Source organism: Salmonella sp. 741265050_HSA (genome assembly GCF_046569445.1).
In the GTDB taxonomy this organism is placed as follows: domain Bacteria; phylum Pseudomonadota; class Gammaproteobacteria; order Enterobacterales; family Enterobacteriaceae; genus Salmonella; species Salmonella enterica.
In genome coordinates, this window is the sequence record NZ_JBKFSV010000001.1 from 872,834 (window position 1) to 893,388 (window position 20,555).

Below are 20,555 nucleotides of genomic sequence, written 5' to 3' on the forward strand. Positions count from 1 at the left end.
TGGAAAGCAAATGAGGAATAAGTGATGTCTATCGTGCGTATTGATGCCGAAGATCGTTGGTCTGATGTGGTGATCTACAATAATACGCTGTGGTATACCGGCGTGCCGGAAAACCTCGACGCCGATGCTTTTGAGCAAACGGCGAATACTCTGGCGCAAATTGATGCGGTGCTGGAAAAACAGGGCTCCAGTAAGTCACGTATTCTGGATGCCACTATTTTCCTGAGCGATAAAGCGGATTTTGCCGCCATGAATAAGGCGTGGGATGCGTGGGTCGTCGCAGGCCATGCGCCGGTACGCTGTACCGTACAGGCCGGGTTAATGAATCCGAAATATAAAGTTGAGATTAAGATTGTCGCGGCGGTATAAGCCGGTTATTCGTCTTCATCCTCAAAACGCGCCACTATCCGTTCGCCGGTATGGTTGGCGCGAAGTTCGCCCGCCACCTGGGCAATCGCTTCTCCGCTGCTCATACCTTGCGACATCAATTCCTGGATACGTTCTACGGCTTTTTGCTGTTGTTCATGACTGAGTGAAGGTAAACCTGCAAACATGATTAACTCCTGCTAAATTGTTAGCGCTAATTATTTCACGCTACCCGGCGGTAAGCCAGTAGTGTTGTAACGAGTCAGGAATGATGAAGACGTTATCTCCCACTGTTATCACCTTACCCTGGCGTCCGAACGCCGCTGAACACTATTTTGCGCCCGTAAACCATTTGCCATGGGCGATGCTGCTGCATTCAGGTGATGCTATTCATCCCTATAACCGTTTTGATATTCTGGTCGCCGATCCTGTCACCACGCTGACCACGCGCGCGCAGGAAACCACGGTATGTACTGCGCGCACGACTACCGTCACTCTCGACGATCCGTTACACGTTTTGCAGACTCAACTGGAGGCTCTGCCTTTTCATCCTCAGCCTGACCCTGACTTACCCTTTCAGGGCGGCGCGCTGGGGCTGTTTGGTTATGATTTAGGGCGGCGTTTCGAAATTCTGCCCGATACTGCCGCGCGCGATATCGTTTTACCCGATATGGCGATTGGCCTTTACGACTGGGCGCTGATTGTCGATCACCATAAACAGGTGGTGTCGCTGATAAGCTATCACGATGCAGACGCCCGATATCGCTGGCTCACCAGCCAGCGCGCGCCGACCCGAACGCCCTTCAGGCTTACCTCGGCCTGGCAATCCAATATGACGCGTTGCGAGTATGGCGAGAAGTTTCGTCAGGTGCAGGCCTGGCTGCACAGCGGGGACTGCTATCAGGTCAATCTTTCCCAGCGTTTTCAGGCGAGCTACGAGGGTGATGAGTGGCAGGCTTTCGAACACCTTAACCGCGCCAATCGCGCCCCGTTCAGCGCCTTTCTTCGTTTACATGACGGCGCCATATTGAGCCTTTCTCCCGAGCGTTTTATCCAACTGGAGAATGGTCATATTCAGACGCGCCCGATCAAAGGTACGCTCCCACGGCTTAACGATCCGCAGGCGGATCGTCAGCAGGCGCAGAAACTGGCCAACTCAATGAAAGATCGCGCTGAAAATTTGATGATCGTCGATTTGATGCGTAACGACATTGGCCGGGTCGCCGTGCCGGGTTCGGTGAAAGTGCCGGAACTGTTCGTCGTCGAACCATTTCCTGCCGTTCACCATCTGGTTAGCACCATTACCGCCCGTTTACCGGACTCGCTTCATGCCACCGATCTGCTGCGCGCGGCTTTCCCCGGCGGCTCCATTACCGGCGCGCCTAAAGTGCGGGCGATGGAAATTATCGACGAACTGGAGCCGCAGCGACGCAACGCCTGGTGCGGTAGCATCGGTTATCTGAGTTTCTGCGGCAGGATGGATACCAGTATTACTATCCGCACCGTCACGGCAACGCAGGGCCAACTCTATTGCTCAGCCGGCGGCGGTATCGTGGCCGATAGCAAGGAAGAAGCGGAATATCAGGAAACTTTTGATAAAGTTAATCGTATCCTGCACCCACTGGAGAACTAATACGTGGATACCAGCCGTCTGACGCTCGATCATTTCTTATCGCGCTTTCAGCTTTTGCGCCCGCAGATGACTCATGAAACGTTGAATCAACGTCAGGCCGCCGTACTGATCCCTGTGGTTCGCCGCCCCCAACCGGGGCTGCTGTTGACCCAGCGGGCTATTCATTTGCGCAAACACGCCGGACAGGTCGCCTTTCCCGGCGGGGCCGTGGACAGTACCGATGCTTCGCTTATCGCCGCAGCGCTTCGCGAAGCGCAGGAGGAAGTCGCCATCCCGCCGCAAGCCGTGGAAGTGATTGGCGTTTTACCGCCGGTAGACAGCGTGACCGGTTTTCAGGTCACCCCGGTGGTCGGCATTATTCCGCCAAATCTCCCCTGGCGCGCCAGTGAAGACGAAGTGTCTGCGGTGTTTGAAATGCCGCTGGCGCAAGCGTTGCAACTGGGTCGATATCACCCGCTTGATGTTTACCGTCGCGGCAATTCGCACCGCGTATGGCTCTCCTGGTATGAGCATTATTTCGTCTGGGGCATGACCGCAAACATTCTTCGTGAGCTGGCGCTGCAAATCGGCGTAAAGCCCTGACTGTACACAACGCCATTCACGTTGCCTAAAGGCGGTAACAATCGCCTCCCCCAAAGAGGCAGCCTGAAGGGCAACGTGTATATACTTAACTTTACGCGCGCAAGACACGACTTGAGATTACTGTCGCAATATTAGTAAAAACGCGGTTATTCATTAGTTTAATTCATGTGAATAGTTAAGCTGATGCCAGCGTTCCCTCTTACACTATGCGCAGTTATAACATCGTAACCGGAAGCCCCGGTTGCCCTGTCAGGAGTATTATCGTGATTAGCCTATTCGACATGTTTAAGGTAGGGATTGGTCCCTCCTCTTCCCACACTGTTGGCCCGATGAAAGCCGGTAAACAGTTCGTCGATGACCTGGTCGAAAAAGGATTACTGGATAACGTTACCCGCGTCGCTGTCGATGTCTACGGCTCGCTGTCGCTGACGGGGAAAGGTCACCATACCGATATCGCCATTATTATGGGTCTGGCGGGTAATGAACCCGCTACCGTGGATATTGATAGTATCCCCGGTTTTATTCGCGACGTCGAAACGCGCGAGCGTCTGTTACTGGCCCAGGGACGTCACGAAGTCGACTTCCCGAAAGATGACGGAATGCGTTTTCACAACGGCAATTTGCCGCTGCATGAAAACGGGATGCAGATCCACGCCTGGCATGACGACACGGTCATTTATAGCAAGACGTACTATTCCATCGGCGGCGGCTTTATCGTTGATGAAGCGCATTTCGGCCAGGAAGCGACGAATGAGGTTACTGTACCTTATCCGTTTAAATCGGCGAAAGAAATGCTGGAGTATTGCAACAGTACCGGCCTTTCACTCTCCGGCATGGTGATGCAAAACGAACTGGCGCTGCATAGCAAGAAAGAGATTGAAGAGTATTTCGGTCACGTCTGGCAAACCATGCAGGCTTGTATTGATCGCGGTATGAATACCGAAGGCGTTCTGCCGGGGCCGCTGCGCGTACCGCGTCGCGCCTCCGCGCTGCGTCGTATGCTGGTTTCCAGCGATAAGCTTTCCAACGATCCGATGAACGTCATTGACTGGGTGAACATGTTTGCTCTGGCGGTGAACGAAGAGAACGCCGCAGGTGGTCGCGTCGTGACGGCGCCAACCAACGGCGCGTGCGGCATCGTGCCTGCGGTACTGGCTTACTACGACCATTTTATTGAGTCTGTCAGCCCAGATATTTACACCCGCTACTTCCTGGCGGCAGGCGCTATTGGCGCGCTGTATAAGATGAACGCGTCTATTTCCGGCGCGGAAGTCGGCTGTCAGGGTGAAGTCGGGGTCGCCTGTTCGATGGCGGCGGCAGGCCTTGCTGAACTGTTGGGCGCCAGCCCGGAACAGGTTTGCGTTGCCGCTGAAATCGGCATGGAGCATAACCTGGGGCTGACCTGCGACCCGGTTGCCGGTCAGGTGCAGGTGCCGTGTATTGAGCGTAACGCCATTGCTTCGGTTAAAGCGATCAACGCTGCGCGTATGGCCATGCGTCGAACCAGCGCGCCGCGCGTCTCGTTGGATAAAGTCATCGAAACGATGTACGAGACCGGAAAAGACATGAACGCCAAATACCGTGAAACGTCGCGCGGCGGGTTGGCCATTAAAGTCCAGTGTGATTAAACGCCATTTCCCCTCCCTTCGCCCATCTGCTACGGATGGGCGAAATTTTTATCTCTTCCTCGTCGACTCCACATTTCCCCACTACACTTGCTGTGTCGCGGTTGGCTTTTGTCGCCAACGCTTATTGGGCGGCCCGCATGCAAACAGCACAACGGATCATCAATCATTATCGCCGTAATCGTTTCATTGTTTGCACGATTTGTGCACTGGTCACGCTCATTCTTACGCTGAGCATCCGATTTATTTCGGAGCGGAACTTAAATCACCATCGCACGGTTGCATTCGCGAATCATGCCGTTGATGCGCTGGATAATGTGCTGCATCCTCTCCTGGTCGGACGAAACATACTGCTACCCTTACTTGAGCTTCCGTGCGCGACCGCGCATTTGCCGTTGCGTAAGCAAGCCGCCCGCCTGCAAACCATTCGTTCTATCGGGCTGGTAAAAGAGGGAATTCTCTACTGCTCAAGCATTTTTGGCGCCCGTAACACTCCCATACGCCAGCTTCAGCCCGATCTTCCCGCAGCTGGCGATCTGCTGCTACTTTCCACGGACCAATCGTTACTCAAGGGAAGCCCGATCCTCATTCAGTGGTATCCCGCCTCTGCCGATGGCCAGGATGGCGTGATGGAAATTGTGAATATTGACTTGCTGGCGACTATGCTACTTGAGCCGCAGCAGCCGCAAATTACCAGCGCCAGCCTGACGGTCGGCAAACGGCACCTGTTATATGGTCGGGGCGTGGTCGATACTCTTCCGGAATTAAAAAAAGATGAAGAGCGTTACCAGCTTTCATCGCGGCATTTCCCTTTTACTATCAGCGTCAGCGGGCCGTCGGCAGGCGTACTGGCGTTCAAACATCTCCCGACGCAGTTACCGCTGGCCGTATTGCTTAGCCTGTTGATCGGTTATATCGCCTGGCTGGCAACGGCCAGCAGAATGAGCTTTTCCTGGGAGATTAATCTGGCCCTTGCCGAACGGGAGTTTGAGCTATTTTGTCAGCCGTTGCTTAATGCCCGCACGCAGCAGTGTACCGGCGTTGAGATCCTGTTACGCTGGAACAACCCACGCCAGGGCTGGATCTCTCCGGATGTTTTTATTCCTATCGCCGAAGAGCATAACCTGATAGCGCCGCTGACCCGCTATGTGATTGCGGAAACCATTCGGCAGCGGCACTGCTTCCCCATCAACCATCAGTTTCATATCGGCATCAATGTGGCGGCAAGCCATTTCCGACACGGCGTGCTTCTCAAGGATCTTAATCAGTACTGGTTTAGTGCGGAACCTGTTCAGCAACTGGTGCTGGAGCTCACGGAACGCGACGCGTTGCTTGACGTTGATTACCGCCTGATGCGCGAGTTGCACCGTAAAGGCGTCAAGTTAGCCATCGATGATTTTGGCACAGGAAACAGCTCGCTCTCCTGGCTGGAAAAACTGCGGCCGGATATTTTGAAAATCGATAAATCCTTCACCGCCGCCATCGGTACCGATGCGGTCAATTCAACGGTGACCGATATTATTATCGCGCTAGGGCAGAGACTGAATATTGAACTGGTGGCGGAAGGGGTCGAAAACCAGACGCAGGCACAGCATTTGCGCCAGCATGGTGTGCAAATGTTACAGGGCTATCTCTATGCGAAGCCGATGCCCATTAGCGAATTTCCACAGTGGCTGGCGGGCAGCGCGCCGCCGCCCGCCCGGCATAACGGACAGATTATGTCCGCGATGCCGCATCTATAGACTTGATTCCTGCGTGTGACGTTATTCCTCTTCGTCGTGGGCAGGCTGTTCTTTAACAATCCGAACCAGATCGACACGGTAGTCGTTGGCCTCGACAATGGTGATCCGCAGTGGCGGAACATCAATGACATCGCCTACACGAGGAATATGGCCATTAGCGGCGATCACTAACCCCGCGACCGTCGCAATATCGCCCTCTTCGTTCACCAGATGGTCAACTTCCAGCGCCTGCTGTAGCGCATGGAGATCGGTGCCGCCCTTCACTATCCAGCCCTCGGCATCGGCAACGATTTCCGGCGTTTCATCGGCATCCGGGAACTCACCGGCAATCGCTTCCAGCACATCCAGCGGCGTAACCAGCCCCTGCACCACGCCGAACTCGTTCGTGACGATAACGAAACTGCCGCGCGCGCGACGCAAAACGCCTAACAGATTGATAGGATCAAGCGTTTCCGGCACCACTATCGCCGGAGAAGACGCGGCGATAGCCGCAACGTCCGCGCCCTCTTCCAGCGCCACCAGCAACTCTTTCGCCCGAACGATACCGATAATTTCATCCAGCTCGCCCCGACATACCGGGAACAGGCTATGCGGAGAAGAGAGTAACTGCTGACGGATTTCAGCTACGCTGAGATTCGCATCCACCCAACTAATTTCGCCTCGCGGCGTCATAATGCCGCGCAGGGAGCGCGACGCCAGAGTCAGTACGCCGTTAATCATGTAGCGTTCTTCTTCGGCGAAGGCGCCTTCCGACACCGATATCGCGGCCGGGCTATCCGTCTCATGTTGCGTACTCGCCTGGCGTTTACCGCCCATCAGACGCAGGATAGCGTCCGCAGTACGCGCGCGCAGCGGCAACGTGGACTGATGACGAATAAAGTTGCGGCGCGCAATCTGGTTAAACACCTCGATAACGATCGAGAAACCAATTGCCGCGTACAGGTAGCCTTTCGGAATATGGAAACCGAACCCTTCCGCCACCAGGCTCAAGCCGATCATCAGCAGGAAACTCAGACAGAGCACCACTACCGTCGGATGCTGGTTGACAAAACGGGTCAGCGGTTTTGACGCCAGTAGCATCACCGCCATCGCAATCACCACCGCCGCCATCATAACCGGCAGATGGTTTACCATACCTACCGCCGTAATCACGGCGTCCAGCGAGAAGACCGCATCCAGGATGACAATCTGCGTGACTACCACCCAGAAGCTCGCATAGCCTTTACCGTGTCCGGTGTCATGCTCGCGGTTTTCCAGACGTTCATGCAGCTCGGTGGTCGCTTTAAACAGCAGGAATATACCGCCCAGCAGCATAATTAAATCGCGGCCGGAGAAGGTAAAATCCCAGACGGTAAAGAGCGGCTTTGTTAAGGTCACCAGCCACGAAATAATGGACAGCAGCGCCAGACGCATAATCAGCGCCAGCGAGAGCCCGATAAGACGCGCTTTGTCACGCTGCTTTGGCGGCAATTTATCGGCGAGGATCGCGATAAAGACCAGGTTATCGATACCCAGGACAATTTCCAGGACGACGAGCGTGAGTAAACCCACCCAAATTGAGGGATCCATTAATAATTCCATGACAAGCTCCTGCTTAAGGAATGACTAAACGGCGCCCACAACATCTCAAAGGATGCAGGCGGTAACGCAATAAACAAAGTAAGGCTATGGCAAGATATGCCAGATTGACAGGCGCAAAACGGCCAAAGAGTGAAATGACGTCGGTGACGATCCATACAACGGGCTGCTGCCCTATACCCCATTCTAATTAAACGGAAGCTAAACATAACAGAGACAACTGGTTTTTGGCAAAGATTTACCTTCCTTTGCAAAGAGATGTAACCGGGATATTTTACACTTCGAAATTTCTCATTATCGAAAACAAAATTACGGATCTCCATCACACAAAATATTTTTTTCGATATCTAAAATAATTCACGAAAATCATGCGTTTTTCGTTGTAACCCTCATCTGAATCGATTCGCTTGCGGACGGCGATTCAAAAAATACATCTGTCAAGTTGATGTGTTGACAATAATAAAGGAGGTAGCAAGTGACCATTGCTATTGTTATAGGCACACATGGTTGGACTGCAGAGCAGTTACTTAAAACAGCCGAAATGCTGTTAGGCGAGCAGGAAAACGTCGGCTGGATCGATTTCGTTCCAGGCGAAAATGCCGAAACGCTGATCGAAAAGTACAACGCTCAGTTGGCTAAACTCGATACCAGTAAAGGCGTGCTATTTCTCGTTGATACATGGGGAGGCAGCCCGTTTAATGCTGCCAGCCGCATTGTCGTCGATAAAGAGCGCTATGAAGTTATTGCCGGCGTCAACATCCCGATGCTGGTCGAAACGTTTATGGCTCGTGACGACGATCCGAGCTTTGATGAGCTGGTCGCACTGGCGGTAGAAACCGGTCGTGAAGGCGTAAAAGCGCTGAAAGCGAAACCGGTAGAAAAAGCCGCGCCAGCGCCAGTCGCCGCCGCGCCAAAAGCGGCCACGCCGGCAAAACCGATGGGCCCGAATGATTATATGGTTATCGGGCTTGCCCGTATTGATGACCGCCTCATTCACGGCCAGGTCGCTACCCGCTGGACCAAAGAGACCAATGTCAGCCGTATTATTGTTGTGAGCGATGAAGTCGCGGCGGATACCGTACGTAAAACGCTGCTGACACAAGTTGCGCCGCCGGGCGTTACGGCGCATGTGGTTGACGTCGCGAAAATGATTCGCGTCTACAATAACCCGAAATACGCTGGCGAACGCGTGATGCTTCTGTTTACCAATCCTACCGACGTCGAGCGCATCGTTGAGGGCGGCGTGAAAGTCACTTCCGTGAACATTGGCGGTATGGCCTATCGTCAAGGTAAAACGCAGGTGAACAACGCCGTTTCCGTCGATGAAAAGGATATCGAAGCCTTTAAAAAGCTCAACGAGCGCGGCATCGAGCTTGAGGTGCGTAAAGTTTCCACCGATCCGAAACTGAAAATGATGGATTTAATTGCCAAAGTGGCGAAATAACCGCCGGCATTTAATTAGCTTTCACACTTAAGATAGCAATAGGAGAAGTACAATGGAGATTACCACTCTTCAGATTGTGCTGGTGTTCATCGTCGCATGTATCGCAGGTATGGAGTCGGTACTTGATGAATTTCAGTTCCACCGTCCGCTGATCGCCTGTACCTTAATCGGCGCCGTTCTGGGGGACATGAAAACCGGTATTATCATCGGCGGTACTCTGGAAATGATCGCTCTGGGCTGGATGAACATCGGTGCTGCCGTTGCGCCTGATGCCGCACTGGCGTCCATCATCTCTACCGTTCTGGTCATCGCCGGGCATCAAAGCATTGGCGCCGGTATCGCGCTGGCGATTCCGCTGGCGGCGGCAGGCCAGGTACTGACCATTATCGTTCGTACCATCACCGTGGCATTCCAGCACGCGGCGGACAAGGCGGCTGAAAACGGCAACCTGACGGCGCTCTCCTGGCTGCACGTTTCTTCTCTGTTCCTGCAGGCAATGCGTATCGCTATCCCGGCGGTTATCGTTGCCATCTCCGTAGGCACCAGCGAAGTACAGGGAATGCTGAATGCGATTCCTGAAGTCGTCACAGGCGGTCTGAACATCGCCGGCGGCATGATCGTCGTGGTTGGTTATGCGATGGTTATCAACATGATGCGCGCAGGCTACCTGATGCCGTTCTTCTACCTCGGTTTCGTCACCGCGGCTTTCACAAACTTCAACCTGGTCGCACTGGGTGTCATCGGCGCAGTGATGGCTATTCTTTACATCCAGCTGAGCCCGAAATACAACCGTGTAGCGGGCGCGCCTGCAACGGCTGCTGGCAATAACGATCTCGACAACGAACTGGACTAACAGGTGAGCGAAATGGTTGATATGACTAAAACTACCACCGAGAAAAAACTCACTCCGAGCGATATTCGCAGCGTATTTCTTCGTTCTAACCTGTTCCAGGGATCATGGAACTTCGAACGTATGCAAGCGCTGGGCTTCTGCTTCTCTATGGTGCCAGCGATTCGTCGCCTGTATCCGGAGAATAATGACGCGCGTAAACAGGCGATTAAACGTCACCTGGAGTTCTTTAACACCCATCCTTACGTTGCGGCGCCGGTACTGGGCGTGACGCTGGCAATGGAAGAAAAGCGTGCGAACGGTGCAGAGATTGACGATGGCGCTATCAACGGTATCAAAGTCGGTCTGATGGGACCGCTGGCAGGCGTCGGCGACCCTATCTTCTGGGGTACCGTCCGTCCGGTATTCGCGGCGCTGGGCGCAGGTATTGCAATGAGCGGCAGCCTGCTTGGCCCGCTGCTGTTTTTCATCCTGTTTAACCTGGTGCGTCTGGCGACCCGTTATTATGGCGTGGCTTATGGCTACCGCAAAGGCGTCGATATCGTTAAAGATATGGGCGGCGGCTTCCTGCAAAAACTGACTGAGGGGGCGTCAATCCTCGGCCTGTTTGTCATGGGGGCATTGGTTAACAAGTGGACGCATGTGAATATCCCGCTGGTGGTCTCCACCATCACCGGTCAGGATGGTCAGACACGCGTTACCACCGTGCAAACCATTCTCGACCAGCTGATGCCGGGTCTGGTTCCGCTACTGTTGACCTTTGCCTGTATGTGGCTGCTGCGTAAGAAAGTTAACCCGCTGTGGATTATCGTGGGCTTCTTCGTCATTGGTATCGCCGGCTACTCCGTAGGACTGCTGGGCCAGTAAGACTGTTGTACACTACCGGGGCCAAACGGCCCCGTTTTTTTATTTCTCTGGAGGATAAATGACTATCACGGACCTGGTGCTGATTCTCTTTATTGCCGCATTATTGGCTTACGCTCTCTACGATCAGTTCATCATGCCCCGTCGCAATGGCCCCACTCTGCTTTCTATAGCCCTGCTCCGCCGCGGTCGCGTAGACAGCGTTATCTTCGTTGGGCTGGTCGCCATCCTTATTTATAACAACGTAACCAGCCACGGAGCGCAGATGACCACATGGTTATTAAGTGCGCTGGCGTTAATGGGGTTTTATATATTCTGGATCCGCACGCCACGGATCATCTTTAAACAACGTGGCTTTTTCTTCGCCAATGTCTGGATAGAATATAACCGTATTAAAGAGATGAATTTATCGGAAGACGGCGTACTGGTGATGCAATTAGAACAACGACGCTTGCTTATCCGTGTACGCAATATCGACGATCTGGAAAAAATATATAAACTTCTTATTGAAAATCAATAATCTAAGATATAGCCTCAACTATGTTTTTCGAATTTTATTTCGAATCATAATATAGCTAAGGCTATATTTTCTATTGACCAATTGTTATTTAATTTAACGTTTTATTGATGAATAAATCTAAATGAAAATCGTTTTCAATTAGAAGACAAATAATATTTTATCGCTGTTGTTTTATATTCTAAAAATATGTTAATGTTGCGCCGTCAATTGGGGAGTAGCCGATTTCCAGACTCCGGAAATGTACGCGTCAACATACTCGTTGCAAAACGTGGCGCGTACGGACCAGCCGCCGCTGGTCAGGCGAGACCATAGGCGCATCAACTGCTGTGTATTTCGTCACAGAATGGCGACATGCATGTTTGCTGGGGGCAGTGATGTGTTTAATGGATACCCCGGTCAGGACGTTGTCATGCACTTTACTGCTACTGTTCTTCTCGCTTTCGGCATGTCGATGGATGCTTTCGCGGCATCAATTGGCAAAGGCGCCACCCTACATAAACCCAAATTCTCAGAAGCGTTGCGTACCGGCCTTATCTTTGGCGCGGTTGAAACGCTGACCCCGTTAATCGGCTGGGGGCTGGGGATATTGGCGAGTAAATTCGTTCTGGAATGGAACCACTGGATAGCCTTTGTTCTGCTGATCTTTCTGGGCGGACGCATGATCATCGAAGGTATCCGCGGCGGTAGTGATGAAGATGAAACACCGTTACGCCGCCACAGCTTTTGGCTATTAGTCACGACGGCTATCGCGACCAGCCTCGATGCGATGGCGGTTGGCGTCGGTCTGGCGTTTTTGCAGGTAAACATCATCGCTACCGCATTAGCTATCGGTTGCGCCACGCTTATCATGTCCACCCTCGGAATGATGATCGGTCGCTTTATCGGCCCAATGCTGGGTAAGCGTGCTGAAATTCTCGGCGGGGTCGTACTGATAGGAATTGGCGTCCAGATCCTCTGGACGCATTTTCACGGTTAACGGTTACGCTGCCAGAGATGAAGGTTGAAATCCGTCTGGCAGCTAAGTCCGGCGCTGGCAGCCAGTTGTTCCCACACGTCTGGTCTGGCGCGCCAGGCAAATGGCGTCATTTGCAACAGTGCTACAGCCGCTTCGGCGGTGAGCTGCATGTGATAAGCAAGGCGGGTACTCTGCTGCAATGTGAATCCGTCGAGCTGCTCGGTATACGGCGCATGTAAACGCACCTCATCATAAATGAGCCCTTTTAGTTCCATCAGATGATGCGGTCCAGGCGTGGCGGTAACGACCCAACCACCTGGTTTCACCACGCGCGCCAATTCCTGCGCCTTACACGGGGCGTAGATTCTGATCACCGCATCCATTGACGCATCGGCAAAGGGCAGTCGATGGCTTGACGCCACACAAAACTTCACCTGCGAATAGCGCTTCGCCGCCGCTTTGATCGCCGTTTTAGCAACGTCCAGTCCAAACGTGGTGACTCCCGGCAACGCCTCGGCAAAAGCATGAGTGTAATACCCCTCGCCGCAGCCGATATCCAGAATCGCCGTGGCCGACTGATCCAGCCGCTCGCGCAACAGGTTAATCACCGCATCGCGCAGCGGCTGATAATGACCCACATCAAGAAACGCTCTCCTCGCCTGCATCATTTCGGCGCTGTCGCCCGGATCGCGCGAACGTTTATGCTGTACCGGCAGCAGATTGATGTAGCCCTCTTTCGCCACATCAAACTGATGGCGCTGTGGACATATAACGCTGTTATTAATCTGCGTAAGCGGCTGATGGCAAAGCGGACAGGTAAACGACATGACAACTCCGGACTGGGGCGCTAAAGGGCGCAAGTGTAACGCGAATTGCGCCCCGGGAAAATCCTTTACGAGCCCGGAACCGCAACGTGGCTGCCATGCATCACCAGAAGGTGATCTGAATCGGCTGGCATACCGTCTGGCTCAACATTTTCCAGCCGCAGCACATCGCCCATGATCTGGCTGAATACGGGCGCAGATACCGCGCCGCCATAATAAGCCCCGTTTTGCGGATTATTAATCACCACCACCAGCGCAAATCTGGGGTTACTTGCCGGCGCGACGCCTGCGGTATATGCCACATACTTATCGACGTATTTACCATCATCGCCAATTTTTTTCGCCGTCCCGGTTTTGACCGCAATACGGTAGTCTCTTACTGCGGCTTTTGTTCCGCCGCCGCCAGGCAACGCGACGCTCTCCATCATATGTTCCACCTCGTGCACCAGTTCTTCCGGCATTACCCGCGTGCCGATCACGGGCGGATCAACTTTGGTGATCGATAACGGACGGTAGATACCAAAGCTGCCAATCGTGGCATAAACATGCGCCAGTTGCAGCGGCGTCACCATTAATCCATAGCCAAAAGCGAAGGTAGCGCGATCTAAATCACTCCAGTAACGGCGTTTCGGTAATAACCCGCTGCTCTCTCCGGTGAGACCCAGTCCGGTAGGCACGCCGAAACCAAAGCTTTTATAAGTATCCATTAATTTCTGCACCGGCATCGCCAGAGAAAGGTGAGAAACGCCGGTATCGCTGGATTTTTGCAAAATGCCGGTTAATGTCAGTTCCGGATAGTAACCGACGTCGCGGATACGGTGTCCATCGAGAGTAAAAGGATGGGTATCGATAACGCTGTCCGGCTGCACGATGCCCTGCTGTAACGCAGTCATAATGACCAATGGCTTCACAGTAGAACCGGGTTCGAAAGTGTCGCTAATCGCGCGGTTACGAAAATCGTCCAACTGCGCGCCTTCACGGTTGTTCGGGTTGAAATCCGGATAGCTCGCCATCGAGAGAATTTCACCCGTTGGGATGTTAATCAATACGGCAGCGCCGGATTCCGCTTTGTTCCAGATGACGGCGTTATCCAGCGCATCTTCGGTAACCGTTTGCAGACGTTCATCAATGCTAAGCTGAAGTTCATGAGCAGGAACCGGATTCACTTCCGTAATGTTCTCAATAACGTGACCAAATTTATCTTTACGCACCAGCCGGGAGCCCGGTTTTCCCGTCAGTTGCGCGTTAAAGCTCTTTTCAATACCTTCTATTCCCTGCCCGTCGATATTGGTAAAGCCGATCAAATTGGCCGCTACGTGTCCGGCAGGGTAAAAACGGCGCGACTCTTCCCGCAGGTTAATACCCGGTAGATTCAGTTTATCTATCCATTCGGCTTGCTGGGGTGAAACCTGGCGCGCAAGGTAGATAAAACGGCCTGCCGGGTTACTGTTTACCCGTTCCGCAAGCGTACTGAGCGACAGATGTAAGGCGCTGGCCAGCGCCTGCCAGCGCTCATTGTAGCCAACGCCGCCTTTGCTTATGATAGTCTTCGGATCGGCCCAGACAGCATTAACCGGAACACTCACCGCTAAGGGCCGCCCTTCTCTGTCGGTGATCATGCCGCGTGGAGAGGCCGTGGTCACTTCACGAAGCGAGCGCATATCTTCTTGTTTCACCAGTTTCGACGGCGTAACAATTTGCAACCATGCCACCCGCCCTAACAACAATGCCATACTGAGCAGAATGGCAGTGCAAAGTAGTGCAAAACGTATGGGCGTAAAATTACGGGTATCGCCGTCGCTTTTCTTTTTCACCTGATCTCCAGCCGAATCATTTTTCAGGTGATTGATTTAACGGGAAACGGCCGGAAAAACCAGAAAAAACAATGCTAATAACATCGCGCCTTTGCAACAAATCGCTAACGAGAGCGCATCCAGACACATTTTGAAGGATATTGAATTAAAAAGCCCCGCTTTTAGCGAGGCTTTATATCTGAGGCTGACGCGACAAACGCATCAAATCAGTGGTGTCGATCAGATAGCTGTTACGTTAACAGCAGCCGGACCTTTCTGACCGTCCTGAATTTCGAACTCAACGTTCTGGCCTTCAGCCAGAGTTTTGAAACCATTGCCCTGGATAGCGGAGAAGTGTACGAACACATCTTTGCTGCCGTCAGCCGGAGTAATGAAGCCAAAACCTTTGGATTCGTTGAACCACTTAACTTGACCTTTAATCTTTGCCATTTGCAAAATTCCTTAGAGTGTTTTCTTTGCCCGTAGGCATAACATAGATAAAACTGAGACATTACTGCTTGAGGCACTAATATAAGGTTCGGCAGAGAAGCGGTATTCAACGTCAACGTGTTTACTCAGGACTTCTTTACTGAAAATGCCACACATAAACAGAACTGTACCTCGTTTAACCCAAAGCCTGTTATCACATACAACGTTAATTATGGCAAGCCATTTTTAAACGTGTCTCGATCCGTCGCACAAATTACGAGAACCTTCACAAATTGACAGCACGTTTATGCAACAAAATTGCGAAAGATATATCCTCACGCGCTGACGGACTCCTGACAACGTCACTGCTGAAAAGCCATTTTTCTACCATAGCTCAATAACTTCGCTTCTTCCAGTGCATCAAATCACATTTAAAAGCTGTATTTTTCATATCACTTTTTATGCTGAGTTATGCATAAATTGTCACAATGATAAAAAACACCTTTTAATCAAAATAATAGAAAAGAAAAGCGATTTTCGACACCGCTTTTTGTGATGTTCTGCGTCTTTACAGAATGCCTTAAAATAATGAACAAACAATGACAATCCATAAAGAGAGAGAAACGTTTCGCTTTTAATAGAGAATGAGCGGTATCACAAAAATGCCATATGTCCATTTGTTATACATATAAAACTATGTTGCATATAAAGCCATATATTATGTAAGGTGTTGATGCTGTAGTATCAGTTGCAAACGGCAACGCGGAGAGATCCGACGGGGAAATGGGGCGTATGGCACTGGCGCCATTTGCGCCCCGGTAAGCATTATCGTTCTGCAACCAGACGAATGATGTCCTCATCCTCTTTTGGTTCGCTTGCCGCTGTTGCGGGTTCCGCTTCTTTTTCTGGTTCGTTTGCTTCGCAAAGGCGACGTAACAACGCGTTTTGCCGCTTCTGTTGATCCAACAACGCTTCGAGCAGTTCTATCTGCTCGTTGGCACGGGAACTTGCCCGGTTGACAAAGAACCAGAGCGCCAGCCCCACCACCAGAACCACCATTGATACTATTAAAGATGCAAGAGAAAACGCACCAGAGTTTAAAACGTCGTTCATTTCACCACCTCAATGTAGAGACGTCATTCTACCACTGCTACACGGGAAGGAAATCTCTGGTGTAAAACGTTTACCAGGGAATAAATTTATTGATGGCGCAAATACCGCTGAAAAATTGTACATCCTGATCGCACATGATATTAAACACCTGCGCCCACAGCAACAGGCATACTACCACCACGATGCCGAGAACGACCCATCGAAATTTTTTCACTCCACTCTCCGATCTTACATCTTATGTCGCTAAATTATCATGAGTTACTTAAACCAGGAGTAACTGTAGCGGCATTATATGTTTTTAGGAATGATTCACTTGTTTCAATCAATGTACACGCTACTCTTATTCTAACTAAAAAAGAAAAGAGGTAGTAATGCGTTTGATCATTCGCGCAATTGTATTGTTTGCCCTGGTGTGGATAGGCCTGCTGATGAGCGGCTATGGCGTCCTGGTGGGAAGTAAAGTGAACGCTGCGGGGCTGGGTTTACAGTGCCATTACCTGACCGCACGCGGCACCAGCACGGCGCAATATCTCCATACCAACAGCAGCATAATTGGCTTTTCCGACTGTCCCATTTTCAGAAAAATCGCCACCGTGGTGGATAATGGCTAAGCGGCAATAAATAATTTCACAGTGAAACTATCACCAATAATTCCCCTATATTGGCTGTTGTTTATAAGTACTGTTAAATAATATTTTAATAACCGTTAAATAAGCCGACAGACATTATCTTCTTTTACGATTTCATCCCACCCGATGTTATAAAAAAAGCAGCTACATTTTTCATAGCTGCTTTTTTTTAACGTCATGCTAATAACGTTGCTTAGAAGGGATAATCGTTGTAACCCATTTGTTCAGAAATTTTACGCGCGGCGACGTGTAACATAGCCACATATTCCTGTAGGCGTTCTTCTGAAAAACGCAGCGTCGGGAACGAAATGCTTAACCCTGCGATGACTACGCCAAAACGGTCAAATACCGGTACGCCGATACAACGTAACCCTTCTTCCTGTTCTTCGTTATCTTCACCGTAGCCTTGCGCACGCACTTCATCCAACAGCGGCAGCAACGCTTCAGTGCTGGTAATCGTGCGTCCAGTGCTTTGCTTATACTCTACGCCGTCGAGAATCTGCTTAACCTCATCGCGGTCACGCCAGGCCAGAAGCACTTTACCGATGGCCGTACTGTACAGCGGATTACGACGCCCAATACGTGAGTACATCCGCAGATTGTACATAGAGTCAATTTTATGGATATAGACAATGCTGTCTTCATCCAGCGCGCCAAGATGGATAGTTTCTTTTGTCAGACGAGACAGTTCGCGCATCTGAATGTCCGCACTGCGGATGAGATCAACATTTTGCAAAGCTCGCGCGCCCAGCTCAAACAGCTTTAGCGTCAGAGAGTATTTTTCAGACTCCCCCTCCTGAGCCACGTAGCCCAGCGTTTTCATGGTTTGCAAAAAGCGATAAACGGTGCTTTTCGACATCATGACGCGCTGCGATAGCTCGGTAATCCCTATTTCACGCTCTTCACCCAGCGCCTGCAGAATGCCGAAAACTTTCAGCACAGAAGATACAGAATCAGGCTGCTTATCCAGATCTGCGTTTGCCATTTATCACCTCATTACGAGCGTTTTATAAAATTCAGAACGAGTTTTTATTATAATTTCACGCCAGGTCGCCCGCAATCCATCTTTGCTTACTTCGTTACAAATCTGCGACATAACAACTCAGTATTAATGCTAACATTATTATTCAGCTCATAATTCCCCTTATTACAAAATACTTATGGAAAAAACACGGGCCGATGGCCTGCCCCTCCCGCAGAGATACGGCGCTATCCTGACGATTATTATCGGTATTTCGATGGCGGTTCTGGATGGCGCAATCGCTAATGTCGCACTGCCAACCATTGCGACTGATTTACATGCCTCCCCTGCCAGCTCTATCTGGATTGTCAATGCGTACCAAATTGCCATTGTCGTCTCACTGCTTTCCCTGTCTTTTTTAGGCGACATGTTTGGCTATCGCCGGATCTACAAATGTGGTTTAGTGGTATTTCTGCTTTCATCATTGTTTTGCGCGCTTTCAGACTCGCTGCAGATGCTGACGCTGGCGCGCATCGCGCAGGGATTTGGCGGCGCGGCGCTAATGAGCGTAAACACGGCGCTGATTCGTCTTATCTACCCCCAGCGTCATCTGGGACGAGGTATGGGAATTAACTCTTTTATCGTCGCAGTCTCTTCCGCCGCGGGTCCGACGATCGCCGCGGCGATTTTGTCCATCTCATCATGGAAATGGCTGTTTCTGATTAATGTCCCGTTAGGTATCATCGCGTTAATTCTGGCCATACGCTTTTTACCAGCAAACATCGCCCATGACACTAAGCCGCGCTTTGACTTACCGAGCGCGGTAATGAATGCGCTCACATTTGGCCTGCTGATTACCGCATTGAGCGGATTTGCCCAGGGACAGTCGCTAACGTTGATTGGCGCAGAGCTGTTCGTTCTGGTCGTGGTCGGGTTTTTCTTCGTGCGCCGCCAGCTTTCTTTGCCCGTCCCTTTGTTACCCATCGACTTGTTACGAATTCCGCTTTTTTCACTCTCGATCGGCACGTCAATTTGCTCGTTCTGCGCGCAAATGTTAGCCATGGTCTCGCTACCTTTTTATCTGCAAACCGTGCTGGGCCGTAGCGAAGTAGAAACCGGCCTGTTATTGACGCCCTGGCCGCTGGCAACGATGGTAATGGCGCCGCTGGCGGGATACCTGATAGAACGTCTTCATGCCGGTTTGCTGGGGGCGCTGGGAATGGTGATAATGGCAGCCGGGTTGTTTGCGCTGGTCATGTTGCCAGCCTCCCCCTCCGATCTGAATATTATCTGGCCGATGATCCTTTGTGGCGCAGGGTTTGGCCTGTTCCAGTCGCCGAATAATCACACCATTATCACTTCCGCGCCGCGTGAGCGCAGCGGTGGCGCCAGCGGGATGCTGGGCACGGCGCGACTGCTAGGCCAAAGTACTGGCGCCGCGCTGGTAGCGCTGATGTTGAACCAGTTTGGCGATAGCGGTACGCATCTTTCTCTGCTCGCAGCGGCGATCCTGGCGACTCTCGCGGCGGTGGTGAGCGGTTTACGTATTACGCAACCACGCGTTCAGGCGTAAAAAAAGCGCGTCATTCGACGCGCTTTTCATACTTGCCAGTGGGCTTATTATTTCAGGTACTCGCCGCTACGCAGCGCTTCAATGCGTTTATCCAGCGGTGGGTGCGTCATAAACAGCTCGCTTAACGATTTCGATTTACCGTTAATACAAAACGCCATCATGCTGGTCGCTTCTTGCGGCTCGTAGCTGGTTTTCAGGCGCTGCAACGCGGCAATCATTTTTTCACGGCCAACCAGCTTCGCCGATCCCGCATCGGCATGAAACTCACGGTAACGGGAGAACCACATGGTGATGATGCTCGCCAGAATACCGAAGACCAGTTCCAGCACCGTCGCAACGGCGAAATAGATTAGCGGATTACCGTTACTTCCTTCGCCTTCATCGCGGTTGCCGCCCAGAAAACCAGCAGCAATTTGCGCGATAATGCGCGAAATAAAGATAACGAAGGTGTTAACCACCCCCTGAATCAACGTCATCGTCACCATATCGCCATTGGCAATATGGCTGATTTCATGCGCAATGACGGCTTCCGCTTCGTCAGGGCTCATGTTTTGCAACAAACCGGTGCTCACAGCGACCAATGAGGCGTCACGGCGTGCGCCCGTCGCAAACGCGTTAATGTCCGGCGCATGGTAGATAGCAACCTGCGGCATGGCGATACCGGCCTGGCGCGCTTGCGTTGCTACGGTGTTCATCAACCAGCGTTCTCTTTCATTGCGAGGCTGTTCAATAACTTCCCCTCCTACGGATTTTAACGCCATCCATTTGGACATCAGCAATGAAATAAAAGAACCGCCAAAACCAAACAGCAGCGCCATGATCAGCAAGCCTTGCACGCTGCTCGACTGTATCCCTGTCAGGCTCAGAACCAGCCCGAAAACGACCATCACGGCCAGGTTCGTCAGCAGGAAGAGCGCGATTCGCATCATAATTTTCTTTTAACCTCAATTTAACAAAGCGCACTATGCGATTACCCACATCGTATGGGTCTTATGGCTATTTTCAAGCATCACCAGGCGGTAAGTCACGAGAAAAACACAACTTTACATTTTGTAGCATTATCCTGACGACTTC

Annotated in this window: 23 protein-coding genes and 1 riboswitch; of the genes, 12 read left to right on the top strand and 11 right to left on the bottom strand. The window is 51.7% G+C overall.

The window, feature by feature from the left end:
- The first annotated feature begins 24 nt into the window (after positions 1–24).
- Positions 25–369 (top strand): RidA family protein, encoded by a 345-nt coding sequence (locus ACLD4F_RS04350; RefSeq protein WP_000029550.1) that lies wholly within the window; start codon positions 25–27, stop codon positions 367–369.
- 5 nt (positions 370–374) lie between these two features.
- Here ACLD4F_RS04350 and ACLD4F_RS04355 read toward each other — a convergent pair whose 3' ends face one another.
- Complete coding sequence (locus ACLD4F_RS04355; protein WP_000457328.1) at positions 375–554, bottom strand: YoaH family protein; 180 nt, start codon at positions 552–554, stop codon at positions 375–377.
- An 80-nt stretch (positions 555–634) separates the two neighbouring features.
- On the opposite strand from ACLD4F_RS04355, the gene pabB reads away from it, so the two are divergent.
- From pabB to ACLD4F_RS04375, 4 genes are all read left to right on the top strand, one after another.
- Entirely contained in the window at positions 635–1,999 is a 1,365-nt protein-coding gene (pabB, locus tag ACLD4F_RS04360; RefSeq protein ID WP_411010687.1) for an aminodeoxychorismate synthase component 1, read from the top strand.
- 3 nt (positions 2,000–2,002) lie between these two features.
- The gene (locus tag ACLD4F_RS04365; RefSeq protein WP_000381544.1) at positions 2,003–2,581 is read left to right on the top strand and encodes a CoA pyrophosphatase; all 579 of its coding nucleotides are present in this window, start codon (positions 2,003–2,005) and stop codon (positions 2,579–2,581) included.
- Between the two features lie 263 nt (positions 2,582–2,844).
- A complete protein-coding gene (gene sdaA / locus ACLD4F_RS04370) occupies positions 2,845–4,209 on the top strand; it encodes an L-serine ammonia-lyase (RefSeq protein WP_000624273.1) in 1,365 nt (454 codons plus the stop codon).
- Between the two features lie 137 nt (positions 4,210–4,346).
- Entirely contained in the window at positions 4,347–5,948 is a 1,602-nt protein-coding gene (locus ACLD4F_RS04375; RefSeq protein WP_350427207.1) for a cyclic diguanylate phosphodiesterase, read from the top strand.
- A 21-nt stretch (positions 5,949–5,969) separates the two neighbouring features.
- Here ACLD4F_RS04375 and yoaE read toward each other — a convergent pair whose 3' ends face one another.
- Entirely contained in the window at positions 5,970–7,529 is a 1,560-nt protein-coding gene (gene yoaE, locus ACLD4F_RS04380) for a CNNM family cation transport protein YoaE (RefSeq protein ID WP_000421815.1), read from the bottom strand.
- Positions 7,517–7,849 (bottom strand): protein YoaL, encoded by a 333-nt coding sequence (locus ACLD4F_RS04385; protein ID WP_011233029.1) that lies wholly within the window; start codon positions 7,847–7,849, stop codon positions 7,517–7,519. Before ACLD4F_RS04385 ends, yoaE begins: the two co-directional genes overlap by 13 nt.
- A 152-nt stretch (positions 7,850–8,001) precedes the next feature.
- Between ACLD4F_RS04385 and manX the strand changes: the two genes are divergently transcribed.
- From manX to mntP, 5 genes are all read left to right on the top strand, one after another.
- Positions 8,002–8,970: a PTS mannose transporter subunit IIAB gene (manX, locus tag ACLD4F_RS04390; RefSeq protein ID WP_411010688.1), complete on the top strand. Its 969-nt coding sequence runs from the start codon at positions 8,002–8,004 to the stop codon at positions 8,968–8,970.
- Between the two features lie 52 nt (positions 8,971–9,022).
- Entirely contained in the window at positions 9,023–9,823 is an 801-nt protein-coding gene (gene manY / locus ACLD4F_RS04395) for a PTS mannose transporter subunit IIC (protein ID WP_000406920.1), read from the top strand.
- 12 nt (positions 9,824–9,835) lie between these two features.
- Positions 9,836–10,687 (top strand): PTS mannose transporter subunit IID, encoded by an 852-nt coding sequence (locus ACLD4F_RS04400; RefSeq protein ID WP_079944149.1) that lies wholly within the window; start codon positions 9,836–9,838, stop codon positions 10,685–10,687.
- A gap of 58 nt (positions 10,688–10,745) precedes the next feature.
- Positions 10,746–11,204 (top strand): DUF986 family protein, encoded by a 459-nt coding sequence (locus tag ACLD4F_RS04405; RefSeq protein WP_000156280.1) that lies wholly within the window; start codon positions 10,746–10,748, stop codon positions 11,202–11,204.
- A gap of 196 nt (positions 11,205–11,400) precedes the next feature.
- A riboswitch (yybP-ykoY riboswitch) is annotated at positions 11,401–11,502 on the top strand.
- Between the two features lie 111 nt (positions 11,503–11,613).
- The gene (gene mntP / locus ACLD4F_RS04410; protein WP_001518359.1) at positions 11,614–12,180 is read left to right on the top strand and encodes a manganese efflux pump MntP; all 567 of its coding nucleotides are present in this window, start codon (positions 11,614–11,616) and stop codon (positions 12,178–12,180) included.
- Here mntP and rlmA read toward each other — a convergent pair.
- The 6 genes from rlmA to mgrB form a co-directional block, all read right to left on the bottom strand.
- Positions 12,177–12,986 carry a 23S rRNA (guanine(745)-N(1))-methyltransferase gene (rlmA, locus tag ACLD4F_RS04415; protein WP_079944150.1) on the bottom strand — a complete coding sequence of 270 codons (810 nt, stop codon included), beginning with the start codon at positions 12,984–12,986 and terminating at the stop codon, positions 12,177–12,179. The genes mntP and rlmA overlap by 4 nt on opposite strands.
- Positions 12,987–13,051: 65 nt before the next feature.
- Complete coding sequence (gene ftsI / locus ACLD4F_RS04420) at positions 13,052–14,797, bottom strand: peptidoglycan glycosyltransferase FtsI (protein ID WP_000730322.1); 1,746 nt, start codon at positions 14,795–14,797, stop codon at positions 13,052–13,054.
- Between the two features lie 219 nt (positions 14,798–15,016).
- Positions 15,017–15,226 carry a transcription antiterminator/RNA stability regulator CspE gene (cspE, locus tag ACLD4F_RS04425; protein ID WP_001062678.1) on the bottom strand — a complete coding sequence of 70 codons (210 nt, stop codon included), beginning with the start codon at positions 15,224–15,226 and terminating at the stop codon, positions 15,017–15,019.
- Between the two features lie 12 nt (positions 15,227–15,238).
- Positions 15,239–15,382, bottom strand: coding sequence for a DUF2627 domain-containing protein (locus ACLD4F_RS04430; RefSeq protein WP_001537930.1), 144 nt, complete (start codon positions 15,380–15,382; stop codon positions 15,239–15,241).
- 648 nt (positions 15,383–16,030) lie between these two features.
- Positions 16,031–16,318: a YebO family protein gene (locus ACLD4F_RS04435; RefSeq protein ID WP_001000660.1), complete on the bottom strand. Its 288-nt coding sequence runs from the start codon at positions 16,316–16,318 to the stop codon at positions 16,031–16,033.
- A 70-nt stretch (positions 16,319–16,388) separates the two neighbouring features.
- Positions 16,389–16,532: a PhoP/PhoQ regulator MgrB gene (gene mgrB, locus ACLD4F_RS04440; protein ID WP_000714547.1), complete on the bottom strand. Its 144-nt coding sequence runs from the start codon at positions 16,530–16,532 to the stop codon at positions 16,389–16,391.
- Positions 16,533–16,689: 157 nt separating this feature from the next.
- On the opposite strand from mgrB, the gene yobH reads away from it, so the two are divergent.
- The gene (yobH, locus tag ACLD4F_RS04445) at positions 16,690–16,929 is read left to right on the top strand and encodes an invasion protein YobH (RefSeq protein WP_411010689.1); all 240 of its coding nucleotides are present in this window, start codon (positions 16,690–16,692) and stop codon (positions 16,927–16,929) included.
- 211 nt (positions 16,930–17,140) lie between these two features.
- Here the strand turns inward: yobH and kdgR are convergent, their stop codons facing one another.
- A complete protein-coding gene (kdgR, locus tag ACLD4F_RS04450) occupies positions 17,141–17,932 on the bottom strand; it encodes a DNA-binding transcriptional regulator KdgR (RefSeq protein ID WP_001262197.1) in 792 nt (263 codons plus the stop codon).
- Between the two features lie 175 nt (positions 17,933–18,107).
- On the opposite strand from kdgR, the gene ACLD4F_RS04455 reads away from it, so the two are divergent.
- Positions 18,108–19,481, top strand: coding sequence for an MFS transporter (locus ACLD4F_RS04455; protein WP_080094822.1), 1,374 nt, complete (start codon positions 18,108–18,110; stop codon positions 19,479–19,481).
- Between the two features lie 47 nt (positions 19,482–19,528).
- Here ACLD4F_RS04455 and htpX read toward each other — a convergent pair whose 3' ends face one another.
- Complete coding sequence (gene htpX / locus ACLD4F_RS04460) at positions 19,529–20,410, bottom strand: protease HtpX (protein ID WP_000984498.1); 882 nt, start codon at positions 20,408–20,410, stop codon at positions 19,529–19,531.
- Between the last annotated feature and the right edge of the window lie 145 nt (positions 20,411–20,555).